We start from the raw sequence: 26,087 nt of genomic DNA on the forward strand, positions 1-26,087 counted from the left end.
CGAGCGGCTACCGTCAGGCAGCCGCACCGCCGCGGCCGCCCATGAGGCGCGGCAGCACCCGGAAGCCGACGCCACCGGCGATCATCGTGGCGGCACCGAGCAGCAGGAACGTGGTCTGCGCGGCACCGGTCTCGGCGAGCTGGTCACCGCTGCCCTGGGCGGAGGTGTTGGACTCCGAGGTGTCGGTGAGGGCGGAGGAGCCCTCCTCCTGCGCGGAGTTGTCGTTGCCACCGTTGGGGTCGGCCTGGTTGCCCCCGGTGCTGTCGGAGCCGCCGCTGGTGTCCGAGCCACCACTGTCGGTGCCCGCGGAGGTACCCGTCGAGGTGCCGGTCGAGGTGCCCTCGGACGTGCCCGTGGACGTGCCCTCGGACGTACCCGTCGAGGTGCCCGTGGACGTGCCCTCCGAGGTACCGGTCGAGGTGCCCTCCGAGGTGCCGGTCGAGGTGCCCTCGGACGTACCCGTGGACGTGCCCTCGGACGTACCCGTCGAGGTGCCCTCGGACGTACCCGTGGACGTGCCCTCCGAGGTACCGGTCGAGGTGCCCTCGGACGTACCCGTCGAGGTACCCGCGGAGGTGCCCGTGGACGTGCCCTCGGTCACACCGACCGAGGCACCCTCGGTGGCACCTTCCGAGGTGCCGCCCGAGTCGTCGCCGTCGACGGACACGGACACGCCGATGTCGAGGGCCGAGGCGGCGCCGGCCGCCGTCAGCGAGGCACCGGCAGCGATCACTGCGCCGGCGGCTATCCGCGCGACGCGGATGCGCGTCTTCTTGGTCATCTGTTTGCTACCCCCAGTAGCCGATCGTCAGTGAGGGCCGCGTCCGGGGCGGTGATCGACGGGGACAGCTGTGCATCTGTGTGGCGCCCCCGGTTCACATGCGCCCCATAGATACGCATGCCGCGCTTTACCCTTCCCACTTTTCAAAGCAACGTCAAGGCCGTTGCGTACGCGATGTCCAGCTACGGGGCCTTTGCCTGGCTGTGAAGGTGTGAGTGTGATGTAAAGCCCAGACATCCGGGACGCGAAAGGCAACTGCCGCCAGTCTGGCCGCAGTTGCCTTGTCGACAAATCGTCCGGCTGTTTACTTCTCCTGCTGCTTGCGCCAGCGAATTCCGGCCTCGAGGAAGCCGTCGATCTCGCCGTTGAACACGGCCTCGGGGTTACCGACCTCGTGCTCGGTGCGCAGGTCCTTGACCATCTGGTACGGGTGCAGCACGTACGAACGCATCTGGTTGCCCCAGGAGTTGCCGCCGTCGCCCTTGAGGGCGTCCATCGCGGCCTGCTCCTCCTGGCGGCGCCGCTCGAGCAGCTTGGCCTGGAGCACGTTCATCGCGCTCGCCTTGTTCTGGATCTGCGAGCGCTCGTTCTGGCAGGAGACGACGATGCCGGTGGGGAGGTGGGTCAGCCGGACCGCGGAGTCGGTGGTGTTGACGCCCTGACCACCGGGACCGGAGGACCGGTACACGTCCACGCGCAGCTCGGTCTCGTCGATCTCGATGTGGTCGGTCTGCTCGACGACGGGAAGGATCTCCACACCGGCGAAGGAGGTCTGCCGACGCCCCTGGTTGTCGAAGGGGGAGATCCGCACCAGACGGTGCGTGCCCTGCTCGACCGAGAGGGTGCCGTAGGCGTACGGCACCTGCACGGCGAAGGTGGTCGACTTGATGCCGGCCTCTTCCGCGTACGAGGTCTCGTAGATCTCGGTCTTGTAGCCCTTCTGCTCCGCCCACCGCAGATACATCCGCTGAAGCTTCTCGGCGAAGTCGGCGGCGTCGACGCCACCGGCCTCGGCGCGGATGTTGACGAGCGCCTCACGGGAGTCGTACTCCCCGGAGAGCAGAGTACGGACCTCCATCTCGTCCAGCGCCTTCCTGACGGCGGCGAGCTCGGACTCGGCCTCGGCACGGGTGTCGGGGTCGTCCTCCTCCTCGGCCATCTCGAACAGCACGGCGAGATCGTCGATCCGCCCACGCAGCGCCTCCGCCTTCCTGACCTCGGCCTGGAGGTGGGAGAGCTTGCTGGTGATCTTCTGCGCCTCGTCCGGGTTGTCCCACAGCGACGGGGCGGCCGCCTGCTCCTCGAGCACGGCGACGTCTGCCCTCAGCTTGTCGAGGTCCAGAACGGCCTCGATCGACTCCATGGTCGAGGAGAGGGACTTGAGCTCTTCGGATACATCGACGACTGCCACGCATCCAGCGTAACGGCTCCGCCAAGCGGCGAGCGCCGGGGCGACGGAGGCCGGTGCCAGGTCACGGGGATTGCGGTGCCGAGTGCTTCGTGTCCTGCGGTGTCGCCCCCGCGTCGTCCCCCGCCGTCGCCCACCACGTCCCGACGCCCACGGCGGCCACCAGCAGCACCGCGGCCGCCCCCAGCGTCACCCGGCGCCGCCGCGCCGACGCCCGGTGCCGCGCGGACCCGGGACGCGGCGCTCCCGCGGCCCGCGGTGCCCGCGCGGTGCCCCGCGCCCCGCCGGCCAGCTCGTCCGGCCCCGGCACCCGCATCGACGTGTGCGTGTCCCGGTTGGAGTCCGGCCTGGCGCCCGGCACCAGCGGTACGGCGCCCCGCCGCACCCCCCGGTCCCGGACGGGCGCGGCCGGCTCCTCCGCCTCGTCCGCCGTGTCCTCCCCGGGTTCCACGTCCGGCTCGTCCACGTCCAGCGGCGGCATCCCGGCCAGCGTCGGCAGCTGCTCCCGCAGCCGTGCCGCCAGCTCCGAGGCCCGCAGCCGCGACGCCGGCGCCTTCGCCAGGCACTGCACCATCAGCTGCCACAGCTCGTCGGGGATGCCCGGCAACGGCACCACCGTCTCCGTCACGTGCCGCCGCAGCACGGCGCCCGGATGCCCGCCGCCGAAGGGCGTGAACCCGGCGAGCAGCTCGTACAGCACGGTCGCGAGCGCGTAGATGTCCACCGCGGCCCGCGGCGGCAGCCCCTCCACGATCTCCGGCGCCAGGTAGTCCGGCGTTCCGATGATCTTCGTGGCGCGGGTCCGCTTGGGCGAGTCGATCAGCTTCGCGACCCCGAAGTCCGTCAGCAGCGCCGGGTGGGCGCCGCCCGGACCGAGCGGGCCCTGCATGTCCAGCAGGACGTTCTCCGGCTTGACGTCCCGGTGCACGACCCCGGCCGCGTGCGCCGCCGCCAGGCCCTCCGCGATGTCCGCCACGATCGCCACCGCCGCCTCGGGCGCGAGCCGTCGCTCGCGGTCCAGGCGGGTGCGCAGATCCGTACCGCGGACGAGGTCCATGACCAGCGCCAGGTCGTTGCCGTCGACGACGAGGTCCCGCACGGAGACCACGTGCGGGTGCTCGAGCCCCAGCAGCGCCGTGCGCTCCTGTACGAAGCGGCCCACGAGTTCCTCATCGGACGCGAGGTCCTCGCGCAGCAGCTTGATGGCGACGGGCCCCTCCGGCCCCTCACCCAGCCACACCGTGCCGGCGCTGCCGCGCCCCAGGATCTGGTGGGCGGCGTACCGGCTGCCGATCTTCCGTGCCAAGGCTGCTCCTACGGACGCGTGTTGTCGCCAAAACTACGCGTCCGGAGAGCCAACCTTCACCGCCGGGGCGGAAATCACCCGCCGGATGTCGACAAGTCACCAAGCTGGCGATCAGGTGACGTCGGACACCGTCGTCGGGTCAGTTGCCGTCGCCGCTCGGCGACCCGCCGCCGCCGAGGCCTCCGACCCAGCCCGACACCTGCTTGTACATGTCGGTGATCTCACCCCAGAAGCTCTTGCTCGTGCCGATCCACTCCTGCAACGGGCTCAGCTCCCAGATCAGCCACGCGGCGACGAACAGGATGACGATCGTGAACAGGCACCCCTTCAGACAGCCCAGACCCGGGATCTTCGTCGGGTTGGCGCTGCGCTGCCGGGGTTCCCTGGGCTCCCGCGCGGGCCGCTGGGGCTGTTGCGGCTGCTGGGGCGGCGCGTACTGCTGCCGCTGCCTCGGCTGCTGCTGGGGCTGCTGTTGCGGGTAGCCGTACCCCTGCTGATACCCCTGTCCCTGCTGATAGCCCTGCTGGCCTTGATAGCCCTGCTGACCCTGCTGGCCCTGATAACCCTGCCGGCCGCGCTGCTGGGGCCGCTGCTGCTGGGCGGACTGCTGCTGCTGTTGCGGCCGGGGGGCGACCTGCCGTTGCGGACGGCGGCGCAGCGGGTCCTCGCCGGGGTCGAGGTACTGGATCTGCGTCTGCTCGTTGCGGTCCCGGGCGGCCCGCAGCTGGGACTGCCACGGGTGCGGCTCCGCGGGGTTGCCCGGCTGCTGCTGTCCGGTGTTGGGCAGTACGGCGGTGGGGTCGGCGGCGCCGACCGGCCCCCCGGTGTGCGGAAGGACGCTGGTCGCCGCGTTCGGGTCGTACGCCCCGTGCGCCTGGCCCGTGGGCAGCACCTGGGTCGGGTCGGCGGACCCGGGGACCGCGGCGGGCCTGGGGTCGGGCGCCAGCAGGACGCCGACCGCGTCCGCGGCGGCGATCTGCGCGGAGTTCGCGTGCACGCCGATGCCGTCGGCGACGACGCGCAGAGCGCGTGCGAGGCTCTCGGCGCTGGGCCGGTCGTCCGGGTTCTTGCGCAGGCAGCGCTCTATGACCGTCCAGAGCGGGTCGGGCACCGTGGACGGCCGGCGGGGCTCGGCGCTCAGGTGCTGGTGCAGCACCTCGAGCGCGGAGCCGCCGGAGAACGGCGGACGCCCGGTGACGAGCTCGTACAGCAGGATCCCGGCGCCGTAGACGTCGACGGCGGACGTCTGCGGACGGCCCTCGGCGGACTCGGGGGCGACGTACGCGGGCGTGCCGACGAACTCGTGGGTGCGGGTGAGGCCTGGCGAGTCGGCGAGGCGCGCGATGCCGAAGTCGGTCAGCATCGGGTGCATCTGGCCGCCGTGCTGCTGGAGCAGGACGTTCGCCGGCTTCAGGTCGCGGTGCACTACGCCGTCGGAGTGACTGGCGGCGAGCGCGTCGGCGATCTGCGCGGTGAGCAGGGACGCGGCGACGGGCGTGAAGGGGCCGTTCTCACGCAGGTAGCGATGCAGGTCGGGGCCGTCGACGAGGTCCATGACCAGCGCCAGCAGATCGCCCTCGACGACCAGGTCGCGGACCCGGACGATGTTCGGATGGGTCAGGCGGAGCAGGACGGACCGCTCCCGCAGGAACCGCATCACGACGTCCGAGTCGTTCGCCAGCTCCTCCTTGAGGACCTTGATGGCGACGGTCTCGCCGGGCTGGCCGGGCACGGCCGCCTCGGCGCCCGCGGTCTCACGCTGGCGGGCTCGCCAGACGGTGCCCGTGGCGCCGCGTCCGAGCGGCTCCTCGAGCAGGTACTTGCTGCCTACCGGCCGCACGTCATGCGCTCCCTGCTGCTTGCTTGCCTTGTGTCCGACCCACTGTCCGGTGTTCCGACCCAACTGTAGTGCCGCCTTGCCCGGCACCGGGTTCTCGTCATTCTGTGGGACTTACGTACCCGCTCCCGTACATGTTCGAAGGAAAGACGCTCGCCTGGGTCCCTGTGGTTGCCGAAAGGGGACGTGACCGATCTCAAGCTGTCACCCGCACGGTCCCGGTCAGGCACTTTTACGGGCAGAGCCGACCAATCAAGATCACTTACCGGTGGGCGGCGGGCGCGTTGTCGGTGGCAGGTGCGAGGATGCCTCCAGTTACTGGCCGACGTGCTCGTGTGGTGGGGGAAGTCCGCGGTGGGGGGACCGCGGCGCGGCTTCGTCCCCGCCCGGCGGGCGCCCGCGCAGAAGGGACCGCTGACGGCGATGCAGATCCGGCTGACCGTCGTAGACCCGCTGGGTCCGCCCTCCGATTCGCGGGGTCGCGCCACGACCCGCGACGTGCTGGTCACAGCGCCCGCGGGGACGGCCCTGGCGGCGGTGGCGTCGGCGCTGGCCTCGGCGGTCTCCGGCGACGCGGGCACCTCCCCGCACGAGCGCGGCCGGGAGCCCGGAAGCGGTCCCGTGGTGCTGTACGCCGGTGCGGAGCGGCTGGACTCCCAGCGCTGCACGCTGGGCGAGCCCCCGCTGATCGACGGTGCCGTGCTGTCCCTGGGCGCACCCGCCGAACCCGAGCCGCACCCCGAACTCGACGACGCCCCGGCCCAGCTGCACGTGGTGGCGGGCCCGGACGCGGGCGGGGTCCATCTGCTGCACGGCGGCCCGGTGAACATCGGCCGCTCCGCCGACGCCGACGTCCCGCTCGACGACCCGGACGTCTCCCGGCTGCACTGCGCGGTCGCCCTCGACCCCGACGGCCGTGTCTCGGTCACCGACCTCGGCTCCACCAACGGCACCGCCCTGGACGGCACCCGCGTGCACACGAGCCCGGTGCCGTTCGCGCCGGGCTCGCTGCTGCGCATCGGCGAGTCGGCCCTGCGGCTCGCGCCGGCCGGCGGCCCGGGAGCGAGGGTGACGACGACACCCGACGGTGAGGGTCATGTGCGGGTGTCGTGCGGCACGGGGAGCGACTTGACCACCGCGGGCGCCGACGACCGCGGTGGTACGAGCGCGGCCGCCCCGTCCGCCTCTTCCTCCCCCACGCGCGCGGTGGAGGACGGTGAGGACGGTGGGGACGGCCCTGACGCGAGCACCGGCCACAGCTACGGCTCGGTGAGCTGGGGCGCCGCCGAAGCCGCCCCGGGCGCCCGCGACCACGGCCCGGTGGAGCCTCCCGCCGTGCCGCTCCAGGGCGGGGCCCCGCGCATCGAGAGCCGCTCCGCCGCGCGGAAGCCGGCGCGCGGCACGGACGGCGACACCCACGCCGGACGGTCCGGGGCCGTCGGACCCGGCGGGACGGCGGACGCGAGGCACACGCCCGCGCACCCGGCCGGCGCACCGGCCCCGCACCCCGGCGACGAACCACAGGGAGCGCGCAGACGTTCCGGCGGGCTCACCGCCTGGGCCCGACGCCTGGCCGGCGGCCGCGGCGCGCCGGGCGCGGGCGGTGACGAGGACCAGGACGAGGAGCCGCAGGGCAGGGCCGCGCAGCCGTCGGCCCGGCCGTCCCGGGCGCCGGAGACCTGGCCCGACCCGGCCGCCCTGCTGCTGACGGCGCTGGGCCCCGGCCCCCGGCTGTGGGAGCGCGGCCCGGGGCACCCGGAGACGCTCACCGTGCGGCTGGGCACCACCGAGCGGTCCGCGCCGGACGGCTCGGGGCCGCTCCCCGCGGTGCCGGTGACCGCGGACCTGCGCGAGGCCGGGGCCCTGGGGCTCGCGGGGCCGCGCCCCCGGCTGTCCGGGCTGGCGCGCGCGGTCGTGGCCCAGCTCACCGCGCTGCACTCCCCGGACACGCTGGAGGTCGTGCTGGTCAGCACGGACCGCTCCCGCTCCGTGCAGGAGCGCACCGCGGAGTGGTCCTGGCTCGGCTGGCTGCCCCATGTGCGGCCGGGACACGGCCAGGACTGCCGTCTCCTGCTCGCCTACGACCGTGAACAGGCCGCCGCCCGCACCGACGAGCTCCTGCGCCGGCTGGAGGACCACGCGGGGCAGCCGGCCGGCCCGGCCCGAACCGAGGCACCGCACGACCGCCCGCCCGTCCCCTCCCCCGCCTCCCCTTCTTCCGCTTCCTCCCCTTCCGCCCTTTCCTCGCTCTCCGTCCCCTCCCCCCGACGGCCCTCCTGGGCCCGGGACGAGAACACGACGGACCCGGCCGTCGGTTTCCCGGGGCCGTACACCGTGCTCGTCGTGGACGGTGACCCCGGAGGCGCGGACCTGCGCGAGGCGGTGGCGCGGCTGACGCTGGAGGGACCCCGGGCGGGGATACACGTGGTGTGCCTGGCCGAGACGGCCCCGGCCTCGCCCGCCTCCCCGGTGACGCAGACGTACGACGCGGCCTGCGCGGTGGCGCCGGTGTTCCGGGAGTGCGGTGCCGTGGCGCTGCTCAGCGGGGACGTGGCGACCGCGCTGCACCTGATGCGCGTCGACCGGACCGCCGCGGACCCGCACCGCCACGGCCCCGTGGGCCACGGCACGGTCGCCGCCGTGGACGCCGTCTCGCTCGCCTGGGCCGAGCGGTTCGGGCGGGCGCTGGCGCCGCTGCGTCCCGACGGTGCTCCCGGCGGGCGGCACCCGCGGGTGTCGGCGCCGTTGCCTCCGGCGGCGCGGCTCCTGGACGAGCTGGGGCTGGCTCGCGCGACCCCGGCGTCCCTGATGGCGCGCTGGGCGGACGCCGCCGACGACCGGGAGGCGTTCGGCGGCCGGGCGTCGGCCGTGCTCGGGGCCGGGCCGCGCGGCCCGGTCGGCGTGGACCTGGTGGCCGAGGGGCCGCACCTGCTGATCGAGGGACCGGCGGGCAGCGGGCGTACGGAACTGCTGCGGGCCGTCGTCGCCTCGCTCGCCGCGGCCGAGCGCCCCGACAGGCTGGGCATCGTTCTCATGGACGGCCGGGACAGCACCGGCGGGACGGTCGGCGGTCACGGCGACGGCCTGCGGGTCTGTACGGACGTACCGCATGTGACCACCCATCTGACCGCCAACGACCCGGTGCGCATGCGGGAGTTCGCGCAGTCCCTGAGCGCCGAGCTGAAGCGCCGGGCGGAGTTGCTCGGCCGCTCCGACTTCGCCGCCTGGCACACGCACCGCGAGGTGTCGGGCCGTATCGTCGCCCAGCGCACGGCATCGGCGCGCGGCACGTCCAGGACCGGCACCACCGCCGGCACCGGGATCCCGGCCGGGTCCGACGGCGCGAGCGATCTCGACGCTCCGCCCAGCGCGACGATCCGGCTGCGTCCGGGCGCGGCCCGTCAGCGGTCCGAGGCCCCGCCGCTGCCCCGGCTCGTGGTGGTCGTGGACGACCTGGACGCGCTCGTCTCCCCCGCGCTGGGTTCGCCAGGGCGGCCCGCCGCGGGTTCCGTGATGCGGGCGTTGGAGGCGGTGGCCCGTGAGGGCGAGCGACTCGGCGTCCACCTGGTGGCGGCCACCGGCCCCGGCGGGCGTACGGCGGAGACGGAACCGGCCCGCGGGGCCGCACTGCGGGTGACGCTCGACGCGCCGGAGTCCGGCGCGGACGAACCGGCGCCGGGACGTGGCCGGCTCACCGGGGCGGACGGGCGCACGACCCCGTTCCAGGGCGGCCGGGTCACGGGCCGCATCCCGCGCACGGCGACCTTGCGTCCCACGGTGGTCCCCCTGGACTGGCAGCGCATGGGCGACCCACCGGCCCGCCGCCCGGTGCGCGAACTGGGCAACGGCCCCACGGACCTGGCCCTGCTGGCCAGCGCACTGGAACGAGCGGCACGGGAGGTGTCGGCGGCGGAAGTGCCGTCACTGCTGTAAGCCGCCCGCCCGACTCCGCGGCGCGTCCGGCACACCCGGCGCCGCGGCCGGACCCGCGCCCGGCCGCGCACCCCGCACCCGGCTCGCTGACACCTCCAGCGCACCCGCTCCGTGAGGCGTTGCCGCGCCCGATCCCGTTCGCTCATCGCGCCCCTCGCGACCGGCGCTGTGGCGCCTTGCCGCGCTCAACTCCGCAGCGCACCCCGCGCACCCGGCCCCGTGACACCACGCCGCGGCGACCGCGCAGCCGGCCCCCGCCCACCCCGCACCCGGCTCCGCGGCACGTCTTCCGCGCTCAACCCCGGTGCGCACAACCCCACATACGCGTGCGCAGCGTGCACTCGACCCCCCGGCCGAGCTCACGCCCGATCACGACGCGGTCACGATCTTCCGCTTGACACCGTACGCGCTCTTGCCGACCCCATGGACCCGGCGTAGACCAGAGCGCACTGGGCAAGCGCTCGACGTTCGACGACGAACGAAGAACGGGGCAGTGATGCGGAGTACGAGCAGAACACACCGGACGAGCAGGGCCGCGAGGGCCGCGGCAGCCGTCGCCGCGGGAGCACTGGCGCTCTCGCTCACCGCATGCGGCGGCAGCGACGACAAGAAGAGCGACGGCGGCGGCGAGAGCACCAAGGGCACGGCCGGCACGGTCACCCTCCCCCGGCTCGACGGCACCACCCTGGAGGTCGCCGCCGTCTGGACCGGTGCGGAACAGGCCAACTTCAAGAAGGTCCTGGCGGAGTTCGAGAAGCGCACGGGTGCCAAGGTCACCTTCGTGCCGGCCCAGGACCCGATCATCAACTTCCTCGGTTCGAAGATCGCGGGCGGCCAGCCGCCGGACGTGGCGATGCTGCCCCAGCCGGGCGCCATCAAGCAGGCCGTGGAGAAGAAGTGGGCCACGCCCCTCGGCGCGGACGCGGTCAAGGAGCTCCAGAAGAACTACTCGCAGGGCTGGCAGGACATCGGCGCGGTCGACGGCAAGCCGTACGGCGTCTACTACAAGGCTGCCAACAAGTCCCTGATCTGGTACAACGCCAAGGTCTTCGAGAACGCGGGGGCGAGCGAGCCGAAGACGTGGCAGGAGCTGCTGACCACCGCGCAGACGGTGTACGACTCCGGTGTCACCCCGTTCTCGGTCGGCGGCGCCGACGGCTGGACCCTCACGGACTGGTTCGAGAACGTCTATCTCTCCCAGGCGGGCCCGGAGAAGTACGACCAGCTGGCCCAGCACAAGATCAAGTGGACGGACCCCTCCGTGAAGGAGGCGCTGACCACCCTCGCCCAGGTCTGGGGCAAGAAGGACTTCGTGGCGGGCGGCGCGAACGGCGCGTTGCAGACCGAGTTCCCGGCCTCCGTGACGCAGACCTTCACCGGCGGCGACCAGCCGAAGGCCGGCATGGTCTTCGAGGGCGACTTCGTGCAGGTCAACATCACCGAGACCAAGTCGAAGGTGGGCACGGACGCGAAGGTGTTCCCGTTCCCGTCGGTCGGTGACACCGCGCCCGTGGTCAGCGGCGGCGACGCGGCCGTCATTCTGAAGGACTCCAAGGGGGCGCAGGCGCTGGCGACCTTCCTGGCCTCGCCGGACGCGGCGACCGTGCAGGCCGAGCTGGGCGGTTACCTCTCCCCGAACAAGAACGTCGACCCGTCGGCGTATCCGAACGCGGTGCAGCAGAAGATGGCCAAGGCGCTGATCGCCGCCGGTGACGACTTCCGCTTCGACATGTCCGACCAGGCCCCGCAGGCCTTCGGCGGCACGCCCGGCAAGGGCGAGTGGAAGGACCTCCAGGACTTCCTGAAGAGCCCGACGGACATCGCGGGCACCCAGGCGAAGCTGGAGAAGGACGCGGCGGCGGCGTACGGGAGCGGGAGCTGATCCGGCGATGACGTCGGCCACGGCGGCAGGGGTCCCCCCGACCCCTGCCGCGCCGAAGAGTCGCAAGAGCGTGACCGGCACCCGCAGAACCGTGGCAGCCCTGTTCCTGCTGCCCGCCCTGGTGCTGCTCGGCGCGCTCGTGGTCTACCCGATCGGGTACTCGGTCGTGCGCAGTTTCTACGACCAGTCCGGCGACGGCTTCGCCGGATTCGACAACTACCAGGCCCTGTTCACCGACGACGGCATCCGTACGGCGCTGAAGAACAACATCATCTGGGTGGTGTTCGCCCCGACCGTCGCCACCGCGCTCGGTCTGATCTTCGCGGTGCTGACCGAACGGGTGCGCTGGGGAACCGCGTTCAAGCTGGTCGTCTTCATGCCGATGGCGATCTCGATGCTGGCGGCCGGCATCATCTTCCGGCTCGTCTACGACCAGGACCCGGACAAGGGCGTCGCGAACGCGGTGTGGGTGGGGGTGCACGACACGTTCGCCGAGTCGTCGGCGTTCCCCAAGGCGCACCCGGGCCGCGAGTCGCCGCTCGTCGCCGAGCAGGGCGGGTTCGTCACCAAGTCCCCGGTCCGCGCCGGGGACACCGTCACGCTGCCGCTCGTCGGCGTGGCCCCCGACCAGCTGCCCGACGGCGCCGCGCCGGCCGTGGCGCCGAAGGCGGACCCGGGGAAGATCACCGGTACCACCTGGCAGGACTTCACCCGCGGCAAGGGTGTCGGCACGCTCGGCGCTCCCGACCCGACCGAAGTGGGCTACTCCGGGATGCGGATCGAGGCCGTGAAGGACGGCAAGGTGGTGGCGTCGGCGAAGGCCGCGGCCGACGGCACCTTCACGCTCCCGGCCGAGGCGGACGGGGCCCGGCTGCGGCTGCCGGCCGGCAACTTCAAGGAGCCGTACAACGGTCTGGACTGGCTCGGCCCGTCGCTGGTGACTCCGGCGATCATCGGCTCGTACATCTGGATGTGGGCGGGTTTCGCGATGGTGCTGATCGCGGCCGGGCTCGCCGGCATGCCCCGTGAACTCCTGGAGGCCGCCCGGGTCGACGGCGCCAACGAGTGGCAGGTGTTCCGCAGGGTCACCGTGCCCCTCCTCGCGCCGGTCCTCGCGGTCGTCGTCGTCACGCTGATGATCAACGTGCTGAAGGTCTTCGACCTGGTCTTCATCATCGCCCCGGGCTCGTCCCAGGACGACGCGAACGTGCTCGCGCTGGAGCTGTACCGCAAGGGCTTCTCCGAGGACCAGCCGGGGATCGCCAGCGCGATCGCGGTGTTCCTGCTGCTGCTGGTGATTCCGGTGATGTGGTTCAACGTACGGCGGCTCAGGCGGGAGGTCAGGCGATGACGACGCAGGTCGGCAATGTCACCAAGGTGGCCCCGGCCGAGTCCGTGAAGGCGCGGCGGTCGCTCGGTTCACGGATCGTGGAGAAGCTCGGCGGCGGCGCGGTCCGCGTGTTCCTGATCCTCGTCGGCCTGTTCTGGCTGGTGCCGACGATCGGTCTGCTCATCTCGTCGTTGCGCACTCCCGAGAGCATGAACGCGAGCGGCTGGTGGAAGGTCTTCAGCCAGCCCTCGCAACTCACCCTCGACAGCTACCAGAAGCTGCTGGAGAACGGCGACATCACCGCCTCGCTGGTGAACACGGTCCTGATCACGGTCCCGGCGACGCTCCTGGTCGTGGTCATCGGCTCGCTCGCGGGCTACGCGTTCGCGTGGATGGAGTTCCCGGGCCGCGACTGGTGGTTCCTGGGCGTGGTCAGCCTGCTGGTCGTTCCGGTGCAGGTGGCGCTGATCCCGATCGCCGAACTCTTCGGCAGGATAGGCCTGTTCGGCACGGTTCTCGGGGTCGTGCTGTTCCATACCGGCTTCGGTCTGCCGTTCGCGGTGTTCCTGCTGCGGAACTTCTTCGCGGAGATCCCCCGCGAGCTGCTGGAGGCGGCCCGGCTCGACGGGGCCGGTGAGCTGCGGCTGTTCGCGCGCGTCGTGATGCCGCTGGGCGGGCCCGCGATCGCGAGCCTGGGCATCTTCCAGTTCCTGTGGGTGTGGAACGACATGCTGGTGGCCCTGGTGTTCACCAAGTCCGGCACCCAGCCGATCACGGTCGCGCTCCAGACGCAGGTACGTCAGTTCGGCAACAACATCGACGTGCTGGCACCGGGCGCGTTCATCTCCATGGTGATCCCGCTGGCCGTGTTCTTCGCGTTCCAGCGGCAGTTCGTGTCCGGTGTGATGGCGGGCGCGGTGAAGTGACGTACGGGAAAACCCACTTGATGGGGCGGTCCGACACCGGGCCGCCCCTTTCCGTTCACCGCACATCCCCCGTATGCCGCACGCACCGTAACCAAGTCACTCCATCGGCCGTTCCCGGGCAGAACGCCCGCGCCGACCCATGGATGTGCCTTGCCCAGGTTCAGTGTCATCGTCCCCGCGTACAAGGTTCAGGCGTACCTGCACGAGTGCCTGGAATCGGTGCTCTCGCAGTCGTATCCGGATCTCGAACTGATCGCGGTCGACGACTGCTCCCCGGACGCCTGCGGTGCGATCATCGACGAGTTCGCGGCGCGCGATCCGCGGGTACGGCCGCTGCACCTGCCGGAGAACCGGGGACTGGGCCGGGCCCGCAACGCCGGTCTTGAGCAGGCGACCGGCGACTACCTGGTCTTCCTGGACTCGGACGACACGCTCACGGCGGACGCGCTGTACGCGATCGCGGACCGCATCAAGGAGACCGACGAACCGGACGTCCTGGTCTACGACTACGCGCGCACGCACTGGTCCGGCGAGACCGTGCGCAACAAGGTCGCGGACCAGCTGACCGAGCGTGGCCCGGCCCCCTTCCGGCTCGCGGACCGCCCTGGTCTGCTCAAGGTGCTGATGGTGGCCTGGAACAAGGCGTACCGGCGGGACTTCGTGGCACGCGAGGGGCTCCTCTTCCCGCCCGGCTACTACGAGGACACCCCCTGGACCTATCCGGCGCTGATGGCGGCGGAGTCCATCGCGACCCTCGACCGGGTGTGCGTGCACTACCGGCAGCGCCGGCAGGGCAACATCCTCGGCACCACCAGCCGCCGGCACTTCGATGTGTTCGAACAGTACGACCGGGTCTTCGCGTTCATCGAGAGCCGTCCCCAACTCCTCTGCTGGCGATCGCTGTTGTTCCGGCGCATGGTCGACCACTTCTCGACGGTGTTCACCAGGCCGGGCCGGCTGCCGCGGGCCGCCCGGGCCGAGTTCCTGCGCAGGGCCCGCACCCAGTACCGCCGCTACCGCACCCCCGGCGCGCCGCTCCCGCTCCGTTCCCGGCTGCGCCACACCCTGGTCGGGCTGGGCCTGCACCGCACCTACCGGGTGCTGCAACGGGCGATGACCGTGCGCCGCCGCACCATCAAGCTCACCAGCCGGCTGCTCAGGGCCCTGCGGGCGGCGGTCCTCCAGCTCCACTACCGGGTCCAGCTCCGTCTCCCCCTGCGCGCCGACCGTGCCGTCTTCGCCGCCTACTGGGGCCGCGGCCACGGCTGCAACCCGGGCGCGCTGGAGGCCGCCTTCCGCGCCCACGCCCCGCACATCCGCACGGCGTGGATCGCCCGCCCCGAGCACCACGCCACGATCCCCCCGGGCACCCGGCGGCTGGTCCCCGGCTCGGCCGCCCACTGGACGGCGCTGGCCCGCTCCAAGTACCTCGTCAACAACGTCAACTTCGACCGCCGCCTGGTCAAGCGCCGTGGCCAGGTCTTCGTCCAGACCCAGCACGGCACCCCGCTCAAGCACATGGGCCTCGACCTCCAGGAGCGTCCGGCCGCCGCCCGTGACCTGGACTTCGCGACGCTCCTCAAAGGCGTCGACACCTGGGACTACGTCCTGTCCGCCAACCGCCACACCACGCTGACCTGGGAGCGCGTCTACCCCGGCGGTTACACCACGCTCGACTACGGCTATCCCCGCAACGACGTGCTGCTGCGGGCGACGGCGGCGGACGTGACCCGGCTGCGCGCGTGCCTCGGCATCCCCGAGGGCGCGGTGGCGATCCTGTACGCCCCGACCCACCGCGACTACCGCGTCACCCAGCACACCTCGCTCGACCTGGAGCGCGTCCTGCGCCGCCTGGGCCCACGCTTCGTGATCCTGGCCCGCGCCCACTACTGGCACGACGGCCCGCTGACCGCGGGCACCCCGGCCGCGGGCACCCCGACCGGCGGCGCCCGGGTCATCGACGTCAGCGGCCACCCGAGCGTCGAGACCCTGTGCCTCGCCTCGGACGCGCTGGTCACCGACTACTCGTCGGTGATGTTCGACTACGCCAACCTGGACCGGCCGATCGTGATCCACGCCGAGGACTGGGAGGCGTACGAGGCGGCCCGCGGCACCTACTTCGACGTACGCGCCTTCCCGCCGGGCGCGGTCGCCCGCAACGAGGACGAGCTGATCGACATCTTCGCGAGCGGCCACTGGCGCGGCTCGCGCTCCGCCCAGCTGCGCACCGCGTTCCGGGAGCGCTTCTGCCCGTACGACGACGGCCGCGCCGCCGAACGGGTCGTCCGCCACGTGGTGATGGGCGAGACAGCGGGGCTGCCGCCGGTCGTGCCGCTCCACGAGCGCCGCCCGGCGCCGTCGGCCGCGAGCGCACTCGCGCGCTCCCCGCTCGCCACGGTGCCGCCGCCCTCCGGACCGCTTCCCGTCACCGAGAGCCACTGAACGCCGTTTGCCCCACAGGGAGTTCGCATGCCCCCCGGCACCTCGCGGCCCACCCCGACCCGGCCGTCCACCTGGCGGCCGACCGGACGGCCGGGCCGTATCGGTACGGCCTGAGCATCAGGACCTCGACAGAGAAAGAGCAGAATGCCCCGCTTCAGCATCATCGTCCCGTCCCATGGGGTCGAGGGCCGGTTGTCCCTGGCGCTGGACTCCGTCCTCGCCCAGTCCTTCGGCGACTTCGAGCTGATCCCGGTGTGCGACGCGCCCGACGCCCCCGGGGCGGACGTCGCCGCCGGGTACGCCGAGCGGGACTCACGGGTCGCGCCGGTGCACTCGCCGCCGTCCGCCGGTCCGAGCGGGGCGCGCAACACCGGGATGCGGGCGGCGACCGGGGCGTACCTGCTGTTCCTCGACGGCGACGACGTCCTCGTGCCGGGCGCGCTGGGCGCGCTGGCCGACCGTCTGGACGCCACCGGTGACGTGGACGTCCTGTACTTCGAGCACGAGCGGACGCCCTGGTGGGAGGGCGAGCCGACCCGTCCGGCCGAGCCACTGCTGGCGAAGGCACCGCCGGAGGCCTTCGCCCCCGGGCGGGCGCCCGAGGTGACCGGCGTTTCACTGCCCGCGTGGAGCGCCGCCTACCGCAGGGCGTTCCTCACCGGGCACCGGCTCGCCTTCCCCGACGGCCACTTCACGGACGTGGGCTTCGGCGGCCTGGTCACGGTCGCGGCGGAGCGGATGGCGGTGCTGCGCGCGGTGGTCGTACGGCATCTGCTGCGCCGACAGGGCAGTCGGCTGAACCAGCCGGGCGCCCACCACGTCGAGCTGCTCGACCAGACGGAGCTGGTGCTCACCCGGGCCGCCGAGCGGGGGCTGTCCGGCGCGCGGGCGGAGGCGCTGTTCGAGCAACTGTTCGCGGCGGTGCTGAGGACGGCGGCCCACCCCCGGCGGTTGCCGTCGAGGAAGCGCGCCTTCTTCCGCCGGGCGGCCCGGCTGTACCGACGGCACCGCCCGGCCGGTTTCCGCAGGCCCGGGGGCAGCCTGGGGGTGCAGCACCGGCTGCTGGCGGCGGGTGCGTACACGGCCTTCCGTACCCTGCGCGGCGCCAACCGCGCCGCGACGGGCGCCGCCGGGAGCGTCCCGCGCCCGCGCCTGCTGCGCACCCGGCTGCGCTATTGGAGGCAACTGCGCCGCCCCCTCGACCCCGACCTGGCCGTGTACTGCGCCTACTGGGGCCGCGGTTACGCCTGCAGCCCGGCCGCGATCCACGCCAAGGCCCGCGAACTCGCCCCGCACATCCGCTCGGTGTTCCTGGTGGAGGCCGACCAGGCGCACGCGATGCCGAAGGACGTCGACCACGCCGTGATCGGCAGCCGCCGCTACTGGGAGGTCCTGGCCCGCGCCACGTACCTCGTGAACAACGCCAACTTCGCGGAGGGCGTGGTCAAGCGCGCGGGCAGCGTGCATGTGCAGACCCAGCACGGCACCCCGCTGAAGAAGATGGGCGTGGACCAGTCGACGTACCCGGTGGTGGCCGCTGCGACCGGCAGCTTCGCCAAGCTGCTCGGCCGCGTCGACCGCTGGGACTACAACCTCTCCTCCAACCGGCACTCCACCCAGGTGTGGGAGCGCGCCTTCCCCGGCTCCTACGAGGCCCTGGAGTACGGCTATCCGCGCAACGACGTCTACTGCACGGCGACCGCCGAGGACGTGGCCCGCATCCGCCGCGAACTGGGCGTCCCGGAGGGCCGGACTGCCGTGCTGTACGCCCCGACGCACCGCGACCACCACACCGGCTTCGAACCGGGCCTGGATCTGGAGGCCTTCTGCGAGGAGGTGGGCGAGGACGTCGTGGTCCTGCTGCGCGCCCACTACTTCTACGACCGGGGCCGCGGCGGCGGCACCGGCCGGATCATCGACGTCACCGCGCACCGCTCCTCGGAGGACGTCTGCCTGGCCGCCGACGCGCTGATCACCGACTACTCGTCGATCATGTTCGACTACGCCAACCTGGACCGGCCGATCGTCGTGTACGCCGACGACTGGGAGGTCTACCAGGAGACGCGGGGCGTCTACTTCGACCTGCCGGCCGCGCCGCCGGGCCCGGTCACCCGCACCCCGCAGGAGCTGGCGCGGGTCTTCCGCGACGGCTCCTACGCGGGCCCGGGGTCACGCGCGCTGCGGGCCGCCTTCCGGGAGCGCTTCTGCCAGTTCGACGACGGCCGGGCCGCCGAGCGGGTCGTGCGCCGGGTGCTGCTCGGCGAGCCGCCGGAGGCGATCCCGCCCGTGCTGCCGCTCGCGCGGCGCGTCCCGGCCCCCGCCGCCGCACCCCTCGTAAGGAGCTGACCCCGCAGTGCCCCGCTTCAGCGTCATCATCCCCTGTTTCAAGGTGCAGGGCTTCCTGCGCGAGTGCCTCGACTCGGTCCTGGAGCAGTCCTACCGGGACATCGAGGTGATCGCCGTCGACGACCGCTCCCCGGACGGCTGCGGAGCGATCCTCGACGAGTACGCGGACCGCGACCCGCGCGTCACGGTGCTGCACCTGCCGGAGAACGTCGGCCTGGGCCGCGCCCGCAACGCCGGGATGCCCCTGGCGACCGGCGACTTCCTGTTCTTCCTCGACAGCGACGACACGCTGACCCCGGGCGCTCTGCGCGCGATGGCCGACCGCCTCGACGAGACCGACGACCCCGACGTGCTGGTCTTCGACTACGCCCGCACCTACTGGTGGGGCGGGACCCGGCGCAACGTGCTCGCCCAGGTGCTCTCGGAGGCCGGCGAGGGCACCTTCACGGTCGCCGAGCACCCGGAGATCCTGGATCTGCTGATGGTGGTCTGGAACAAGGTCTACCGCCGGGAGTTCGTGGCGAAGAACGGCTTCGAGTTCCCGCCCGGGTACTACGAGGACACGCCCTGGACCTTCCCGGTCCTGCTCAGCGCGGGGCGGATCGCCACCCTGGACCGGATCTGCCTGAACTACCGCCAGCGACGCCAGGGCAACATCCTGTCCACCACCAGCCGCAAGCACTTCGACATCCACGACCAGTACGAGCGGGTCTTCTCGTTCGTCGACTCCCGACCCGGGCTCGCCGTCTGGCGTCCCTATCTGCACCGCAAGATGGGCGAGCACTGTCTCGACATCCTCGCCAAGCCGGACCGGCTGCCGGCGGCGGACAAGGCCGAGTTCTTCCGGCGCACGGCGGAGCTGTTCCGCAGGCACCGGCCGGCGGGCGCGCCGGTGGACGGCGAACTGCGGCTGCTGACCGGCGGCTACCCGGCCTACCTGCTGACGCAACAGGCAGGGCGGCTGCGCCGGGAGCTCGGGCGGCGGGCGCTGCCGGCCCGCAAGGCGGCGGCCGGGCGGGTCAAGCAGGGCTGGTCGGCGCTGCACGCCCGCCGTCCGCTCGACCCCGGCCTCGCCGTGTACTCGGCGTTCTCGCACCGGGGCGTGCTCGGCGACCCGGCGGCCGTCTACCGCAAGGCCCGCGAACTCGCCCCGCACATCCGCGGGGTGTGGGTGGTACGCGGCAAGGAGGAGGCGGGGGACGCGGCGCTGCTGCCGGAGGACGTGGAGTACGTGCTCCTCGACTCGCCGCGCTATCACGCGCTCACCGCGCGGGCCACGTACTTCGTCAACAACGTCAACTGGCCGGGCACGCTGGCCAAACGCCCCGGCAGCGTGCACATCCACACCCACCAGGGCACCCCGCTGAAGTACATGGGGGTCGATCTGCTGGACAAGCCCGGCGCCCGGCACGGCTTCGACGTGCCGCAGATGCTGCGCCGCGCCGACCGCTGGGACCACAGCCTGGTCGCCAACCGGCACTCCGAGCTGGTGTGGCAGCGGGCGTACCCGTGCCACTTCGCGTCCGCGCGCACGGGCAGCCCCCGCAACGACGTCCTGGTCGGCGCCGGTCCGGAGGCCGGTGCGGCGGCCCGTGCCCGGCTGGGCCTCCCGCCGGACCACACGGTCGTGCTGTACGCGCCGACCCGTCGCGACTACCGGCGCGGCGGCCATGTCGACCGCGTCGACCTGGCCCGGTTCGCCGCGGACCTGGGCACGGGCCACACCCTCGTCGTACGGCTGCACCCCTCGCTCGCCACCGGACCGGCGCGCGGGCTGGGTCTGGCGGACCTGCACCGGCGCGGGGTGCTGGTCGACGCGACGGACGAGCCGCACGTGGAGGACGTCATGCTCGCCTCGGACGTGCTGGTGACCGACTACTCGGCGCTGATGTTCGACTACGCCAACCTGGACCGGCCGATCGTCGTGCACGCCGACGACTGGGCCGCGTACACGGCGAGCCGAGGCGCATACTTCGACATCACCGCCGAAGCCCCCGGCCATGTCTCCCGCTCCTACCGGGAACTGGCCTGGCTGCTGGCCTCGGGCAGTTGGCGGGACGCGGAGTCGACCCGGCTGCGGGCCGGTTTCCGGGCCCGGTTCTGCGCGTACGACGACGGGCGCGCCGCCGAACGCGTCGTCCGCACCCTGATGCTGGGCGAGTCCATGCCCCCGGCGTCCGCCCCGGCCCGGGTGCCCGGACCGGCCGCCGGGCACGACCTGTTCGCGTCCTCGTGAGGCCGCGCACCTGGGTTCTGGTCCTGGCCGCGGTCTTCGCCGTGTGCCAGCTCGCCAACGTCACCGGCCGGGACACCCCCGACACCAAGAACTACCTGTCGTACGCGCTGAGTCTGGGCGGCGAGGACAAGCACACGGCGGCGGCCAGGACCATCGACTACGCCTGCGCGAGCAGGGCGTCGACCGCGGCCCGCAAGCAGAGCGTGGACGTGGTGCGCTTCCACCGGCCCGATCCCACCGGGCGGGTGATGGCGGCCTGCCGGGCGCGGGAGTGGCGGGTCGTCGGGGCACGGCTGGCGGCCGGGCAGACCGGGGGCCACACGACGCCGTACATGTCGCGGCGGTTCATGCGGATCTTCGAGGTGCGGCCCGGCTACCCGGTGTTCCTGCTGCCGTTCGTCACGGTGTTCGGCGTGACGTGGGGGGTGTGGGCGGCGAGCGTCGTCGTCGCGGTCGCGGGCGGCGTCCTCGCCTTCCTGGTGCTGCGCAGCCTGCGCGCCCCGACGGCCCTGTGCCTGACCGGACAGGCCCTGTTCTACGTCCTGCCGTGCGGCACCACCGCCATGCGCCCGATGACCGAGGGCCTGCTGCTGACGCTGACCCTGGCGGCGGTGTGGGGCTGCGCGCTGGCCTTGGACGGCCGGGTGCGCGCGGGAACGCTGCTCGTCGGCGGCGCGCTGGCCGCGCTGTTCGCCGTGAAGCACTCGCAGTCGCTGTTCCTGGGCCTGTGCCTGGCGGCGGCCGGCGCGACGGTCGGCGTACGGCGGCGGCGGGCGGGTACGCCGTTCGGGCGCGGCCTGGTGGCGGTCACGGCGGTGGGGTGCTGCGGTGCCCTCGGGACGCTGCTGCTGGCCCGGGCACTGCACTACCCGGCCGAGTCGGAGAGCCTCCAGGACTTGCTCACCGGGCACTTCTCGCGGCCGGACCGGACACGTCCGTGGCCGGAGTTCTTCCAGCTCCAGTTCCACTTCTGGGTGGAGTGGCTGCGCCGGCAGCTGTGGGAGCCGCTGTTCGTGGCCGCGCTGGCCGCCGGGGCGTACGGGGCGCTGCGTCGGCGCCGGGCCTTCGGCTGCCTCCTGCTCGCGGCCGCGTCCACCGGCGTCCTCACCCAGGCCGGGCACCCCGACATCGACATCTGGGGCGACCGGCTGATCGTGCTGGCCTGGCTGCTGCCCGTCGTCGGGGTGCCGCTCTTGCTGGAGCCACTCGTGCGGAGGCCGGTCGTCGTGCCGCTCCAGGACCGGGCCGAACCGGCTCACTCGATGAGGTGACAGTCGGTAGGGCCGCCGATCCCGGCGGGAAGGTACGGCCAATGCCCTTCATCTCACCTTGTGCCCCCGTGTCGGTCCGGTGAGCGCCGGCGCTCTCGTCCGGCGGCCGGTGCGCGGAGCCAGCGCGCTGCGCGGCGCCCGCGGCCGACGTCCGACCCCGTACCAGGTGTTCGGCTTCCTGTTCTGGCTGGTGATGACACTCGCGTACTGGCGGGTCCCGCTGTGCTGCGACGCGGGCCAGCACGCGGCGGTCGTCGAACGCCTCAAGGCGCATCTGCTGCACCCGCGCCACCCGATGGCGGACCTGCCGGGCGCGGGCAGTCCGTACTACTCGCCGTACGCCGTCGCGCAGGGCGTGTTCGCCCGGCTGACGGGACTGTCCGGCTGGGAGGTGGTGAAGCTCGCCGGGCCGGTGAACCTGCTGGTGCTGCTGACCGGCATCGGCCGCTTCGTGCGCGCGCTGAGCCCCCGACCGTGGGCGCCGGTGCTGGCGCTGGCCTCGATGACGCTGCTGTGGGGCACCGAGCGGGCCTGGTGGAGCGGCTACCTCGGGCTGATGTCGATGACCGGCACCCTCGCCTACCCGTCCGCGTTCGCGACCGGACTCGCCTTCTGGGCCTGGTCGCTGACGGCCGCGCGGGCCCGGGACACCCGGCGGGTGCGCTTCGTGGGCCCGAGCGGGCTGCGCGGCCTCGCCGGGTACGCGGGGGTCGGCGCGCTGTACGGGGTGATCCTGCTCGTCCATCCGATCACGTCGGTGGCGGCGGTACTGGGGGCGGTGGCCTGTGTCGCCGGACGGCAGCGGGGTCGGCGGCCGGCCGTGGTGCTGCGGTGGGCGCTGGCGGGCGCGGTGGCGTTGGCCGTCGCGGCGGCCTGGCCGTACTTCGACGTGTTCGCGCTGGCCGGCGACGGCAGCGTGGACGCGATGCACCAGCGGCTGTACCTGGACCTCGGCGGGCAGTTCTGGCTGGCCCTGCTGGGGCTGCCGGCGCTGTGGCTGCGGGCCCGCCGGTCGTCGTGGCGTGATCCGCTGGTGCTGATGTTCGGGCTGGACTGCCTGGTGGTGGCGTACGGCTGGTTCAGCGGGCACTACACCTACGGCCGGATCCTGGGGCTGACGCTCGTGGGGCCGCAGTTCGCGCTGGCGGTGGAGCTGGCGGCGGCGCGGCCGTGGCCGGTGTGGCGCAGGGCGCTGGGCACGGTGGCGGCGGCGGGGGCCTGTCTCGGCTTCCTCACCGTGCAGGCGGGCGCGGTGATCCCCGGCTCGCTGGACCCGGTCGGCTTCGCCCAGCCGCCGCACTGGCCGGCCTACGGCTGGGCCGCGCGGCACATCGGGCCCGGCGAGGTCGTGATCGCCGACGGGTACTACGCCGTCCACGCGATCGCCGGCTACGGCCCCGACCTCGCCGCGCCCGCGTGGCCCGACGCGTCCTTGGACGAGCGGGTGCGGCTTCGCCGGATCGCCGATGTCCGGGCCTACCTCGCCCCGTCCGCGACCCGCGCCGAGCGCTCCGCGATCGTCCGCCGCTACCACGTGCGCTGGCTGCTGCTGACGCGCTGGCGCAAGGTGCCCGAGGAGGCGGTGGTGGTGGCGTGGAGCCGGCGGACGGGGGAGGTGCTGGCGCGGGTCGGCGGCTGAGAGTCGCCCCTCGCGGGGCGCCCGGCGGACTACTCGATGACGAGGTCGACCGGGATGTTGCCGCGCGTGGCGTTGGAGTAGGGGCAGACCTGGTGGGCCTGCTCGACCAGCTTGCGGCCGGTGCCCTCGTCCACACCCTCGGGCAGCTCCACGCGCAGGGTCACCTTCAGGGCGAAGCCCTCGCCCTGCTTGCCGAGGCCGACCTCGCCGGTGACGGTGGCATCGCTCACGTCCACCTTGGCGGCGCGGCCGACCACGCCCAGGGCGCTGGCGAAACAGGCGGCGTAACCGGCGGCGAAGAGCTGCTCCGGGTTGGTGCCCTGACCGTTGCCGCCCAGCTCCACCGGCGGGGCGAGCTGGATGTCCAGCTTGCCGTCGGAGGAGACGGCACGGCCGTCGCGGCCGTGCGTGGCGGTGGCGACAGCGGTGTAGAGCGCGTCCATGGAAACCATCCCTCTCGGAGTCACGTTCCGGCGGCCCGGTCCGGCCGCCCTCACGACCACAAGTAGAGCACACAACTCAGTTGCGCACAACTGAATTACCCGCAAGGGCTATTCTGGACGCATGACGCCCACCCAGACGCCCCACTCCGAGGCCGGGGAGAACTGGCTCCGCCTCGACCGTCAGATCTGCTTCTCCCTGCACGCCGCCTCGCGCGCCTTCAACGGCGTCTACCGCGTGATCCTCAAGGACCTCGGACTCACCTACCCCCAGTACCTCGTGATGCTGATCCTGTGGGAGGAGGGCGAGCTGCCCGTCAAGAAGCTGGGCGAGCACCTGCGCCTCGACTCCGGCACGCTGTCGCCGCTGCTCAAGCGACTGGAGACGGCCGGTCTCGTCACCCGGGAGCGCAGCACGCGCGACGAGCGCTCGGTGGAGGTGCGGCCGACCGCTCAAGGGATGGCGCTGCGGGAGCGTGCGCTGCGGGTACCCGAGCGGATCGCCGCCGCGACCGGCTTCGGGATCGACGAGATCCGCGAGCTGCACGAGCGCCTCGACCGGCTCACCACGGCGCTGGACGCGGCGGCGCTGGAGGAGACCCCGGACTGCGGCTAGGCACCCGCAGTCCGGCCGGCCGGACCTCGGCCGGTCCGACCTGGGGCGGGGAGACCTGGAGCGGGCCGGCCTGGGGCGGCGGGATCCGGGGCGGGCCGGCCCGGAGCGGCCTGACCTGGGGCGCGCGGCGCACGTAGAGGCGCAGGGTGACTCCCGTGCGGACGTACTCCCGCCGGGGCTCGCGCGGGACGAACTCCTCGGTGACGACGGCGAGCTTGAGCCGCTCGGTCGGTTCGGCCGGGTGCCAGGACGAGCTCAGGGCGTACGACTCGGCGACGACCCAGAGCCGGTCCAGGCCGTCCAGCCTGCGGCGCAGCACCGGCGCGTCGGCCTCACGCCCGTACAGCGTCCCGGACGCCGGCCCCGACGCGGTGAGCGCGATGTCCCGCGCCCGCCGGAACCCCTTCGGGTACGCCAGCGCCGTGCGCCGCCCGATGGACGGCAGGAACACCACCGGGTCCCCCGGACCCAGCTCCCGCGCGGCGAGCGCGGAGACGGCTGCGAGGTTGTCGGGGCGGCTCGCGGGGGTGCGGTCCTGGCGGTACAGCGGCAGCTGCTGGGCGAAAACGAGGACGACGGCCAGGACGCCCGCGAGGGTGACGGCCAGGGCGCCGGCCGGTGTCGCGGCGCGCGGCAGGGACCTCAGCAGGCGGTCGGCGCCCGCGGCCACCAGCAGCGGCGCGCCCGCCAGCGCGTACAGCACGTAGCGGTCGTCGTAGACCGGCCGCACCTGCGACACGGCCATCAGGATCAGCGGCGGCACCACCGCCAACGGCAGCGCCACCCGCACGAGCTCCGAGCGCCGGCCCGCCGCCAGGGCCACGACGGCGAGACCGACGCACACCCAGTACACCCCGTCCGCCGGCCCGGTGAACTCCCGCAGCAGCCGCTCGGCCGTCGCCGTGCCCGGCACCGGCAGCCACGCCACCTGGGCGGCCTGCCGGCGGGAGACGAGCACCAGGGGCGCCACGACCAGCAGCACGGTGCCGGACGCGGCCGCCCAGCGCCCCCAGACGCGCCGCGGGACCCGCCAGAGCGCCAGGGTCACCGCGTGCGCGAGGAGCAGCAGCACCGCCAGCTCGTGCAGCAGGCAGGTGACCGCGACGACGGCCGCGTACGGCCACCACGGCCGACCGGTCACGGCCTTCGTCAGCCACAGCGTCGCCCCGGCCGCCCCGGCCGCGACCAGCGCGTACGACCGGCCCTCCTGCGCGTAGTGGCCGACCAGCGGGGTGACCGCGTACAGCAGTCCGGCCCAGAGGCCGACCCGCGGCCGGGCCAGCCGGGTGCCGAGCGCCGCGACCAGCCCGGCGGCGACGGCCGCGGCGACGACCGACGGCAGGCGCACGACGACCTCGTCGGCGGCCTCGCCGGTCGCACGGAGGCCGAGGACGACGTGCATGAGCAGGTAGTAGAGGCCGTGCACCGCGTCCACGCCGTGCAGCAGCCGCCAGATCTGCGGCACCGAACGCCGGGCGACCTGGAGCGTGACCGCCTCGTCGCGCCACGCGCCACCACGGTCCAGGCCCCACAGACCGAGCGCGAGCATGACGGCGGCGGGCACCGCGACCGCGACGACACCGGCCGCGCCGCTCCTCGTACCTCTCGGCTTCCTGTTCCACACGTGACCAATTTTGTGCTATTAATCAATGCTTCTTGGCTATTGACGGCGTATCAACGCATACGCGACACTC

At 73.2% G+C, this 26,087-nt stretch carries 16 protein-coding genes; 10 read left to right on the forward strand and 6 right to left on the reverse strand.

Annotated features, from left to right (window positions below; translation table 11 throughout):
• Positions 1-13 precede the first annotated feature (13 nt).
• From ACFV0T_RS30335 to ACFV0T_RS30350, 4 genes are all read right to left on the reverse strand, one after another.
• Entirely contained in the window at positions 14-781 is a 768-nt protein-coding gene (locus ACFV0T_RS30335) for a hypothetical protein (protein ID WP_385785908.1), read from the reverse strand.
• A 304-nt stretch (positions 782-1,085) separates the two neighbouring features.
• Entirely contained in the window at positions 1,086-2,192 is a 1,107-nt protein-coding gene (prfB, locus tag ACFV0T_RS30340) for a peptide chain release factor 2 (protein WP_385785911.1), read from the reverse strand.
• A gap of 61 nt (positions 2,193-2,253) precedes the next feature.
• Positions 2,254-3,495 carry a serine/threonine-protein kinase gene (locus tag ACFV0T_RS30345; RefSeq protein WP_385785914.1) on the reverse strand — a complete coding sequence of 414 codons (1,242 nt, stop codon included), beginning with the start codon at positions 3,493-3,495 and terminating at the stop codon, positions 2,254-2,256.
• A 139-nt stretch (positions 3,496-3,634) separates the two neighbouring features.
• Entirely contained in the window at positions 3,635-5,335 is a 1,701-nt protein-coding gene (locus tag ACFV0T_RS30350) for a serine/threonine-protein kinase (RefSeq protein WP_385785916.1), read from the reverse strand.
• 420 nt (positions 5,336-5,755) lie between these two features.
• Between ACFV0T_RS30350 and ACFV0T_RS30355 the strand changes: the two genes are divergently transcribed.
• From ACFV0T_RS30355 to ACFV0T_RS30395, 9 genes are all read left to right on the forward strand, one after another.
• On the forward strand, positions 5,756-9,265 hold the full coding sequence (locus tag ACFV0T_RS30355; protein ID WP_385785986.1) for an FHA domain-containing protein: 3,510 nt from the start codon (positions 5,756-5,758) through the stop codon (positions 9,263-9,265).
• A gap of 496 nt (positions 9,266-9,761) precedes the next feature.
• Positions 9,762-11,147 (forward strand): ABC transporter substrate-binding protein, encoded by a 1,386-nt coding sequence (locus ACFV0T_RS30360; RefSeq protein WP_385785919.1) that lies wholly within the window; start codon positions 9,762-9,764, stop codon positions 11,145-11,147.
• 70 nt (positions 11,148-11,217) lie between these two features.
• A complete protein-coding gene (locus ACFV0T_RS30365) occupies positions 11,218-12,498 on the forward strand; it encodes a carbohydrate ABC transporter permease (RefSeq protein ID WP_385785922.1) in 1,281 nt (426 codons plus the stop codon).
• Positions 12,495-13,403 carry a carbohydrate ABC transporter permease gene (locus ACFV0T_RS30370; RefSeq protein ID WP_385785925.1) on the forward strand — a complete coding sequence of 303 codons (909 nt, stop codon included), beginning with the start codon at positions 12,495-12,497 and terminating at the stop codon, positions 13,401-13,403. Before ACFV0T_RS30365 ends, ACFV0T_RS30370 begins: the two co-directional genes overlap by 4 nt.
• 150 nt (positions 13,404-13,553) lie before the next feature.
• The gene (locus ACFV0T_RS30375; RefSeq protein ID WP_385785927.1) at positions 13,554-15,845 is read left to right on the forward strand and encodes a CDP-glycerol glycerophosphotransferase family protein; all 2,292 of its coding nucleotides are present in this window, start codon (positions 13,554-13,556) and stop codon (positions 15,843-15,845) included.
• Between the two features lie 144 nt (positions 15,846-15,989).
• Positions 15,990-18,191, forward strand: a complete 2,202-nt coding sequence (locus ACFV0T_RS30380) for a CDP-glycerol glycerophosphotransferase family protein (RefSeq protein ID WP_385785929.1) — start codon at positions 15,990-15,992, stop codon at positions 18,189-18,191.
• A gap of 7 nt (positions 18,192-18,198) precedes the next feature.
• Positions 18,199-20,427, forward strand: coding sequence for a CDP-glycerol glycerophosphotransferase family protein (locus tag ACFV0T_RS30385; RefSeq protein ID WP_385785932.1), 2,229 nt, complete (start codon positions 18,199-18,201; stop codon positions 20,425-20,427).
• The gene (locus ACFV0T_RS30390; RefSeq protein WP_385785934.1) at positions 20,424-21,698 is read left to right on the forward strand and encodes a hypothetical protein; all 1,275 of its coding nucleotides are present in this window, start codon (positions 20,424-20,426) and stop codon (positions 21,696-21,698) included. Before ACFV0T_RS30385 ends, ACFV0T_RS30390 begins: the two co-directional genes overlap by 4 nt.
• A 79-nt stretch (positions 21,699-21,777) precedes the next feature.
• Complete coding sequence (locus tag ACFV0T_RS30395) at positions 21,778-23,337, forward strand: hypothetical protein (protein ID WP_385785937.1); 1,560 nt, start codon at positions 21,778-21,780, stop codon at positions 23,335-23,337.
• A gap of 29 nt (positions 23,338-23,366) precedes the next feature.
• Here ACFV0T_RS30395 and ACFV0T_RS30400 read toward each other — a convergent pair whose 3' ends face one another.
• Complete coding sequence (locus tag ACFV0T_RS30400) at positions 23,367-23,780, reverse strand: organic hydroperoxide resistance protein (protein WP_385785939.1); 414 nt, start codon at positions 23,778-23,780, stop codon at positions 23,367-23,369.
• A gap of 121 nt (positions 23,781-23,901) precedes the next feature.
• Here ACFV0T_RS30400 and ACFV0T_RS30405 point away from each other — a divergent pair, with 121 nt between their 5' ends.
• Complete coding sequence (locus tag ACFV0T_RS30405; RefSeq protein WP_385785942.1) at positions 23,902-24,393, forward strand: MarR family winged helix-turn-helix transcriptional regulator; 492 nt, start codon at positions 23,902-23,904, stop codon at positions 24,391-24,393.
• Here the strand turns inward: ACFV0T_RS30405 and ACFV0T_RS30410 are convergent.
• Entirely contained in the window at positions 24,341-26,017 is a 1,677-nt protein-coding gene (locus tag ACFV0T_RS30410; RefSeq protein WP_385785945.1) for a glycosyltransferase family 39 protein, read from the reverse strand. The two genes, ACFV0T_RS30405 and ACFV0T_RS30410, sit on opposite strands and share 53 nt — an antisense overlap.
• Positions 26,018-26,087 lie beyond the last annotated feature (70 nt).

Source organism: Streptomyces sp. NPDC059582, from assembly GCF_042735715.1.
In the GTDB taxonomy this organism is placed as follows: domain Bacteria; phylum Actinomycetota; class Actinomycetes; order Streptomycetales; family Streptomycetaceae; genus Streptomyces.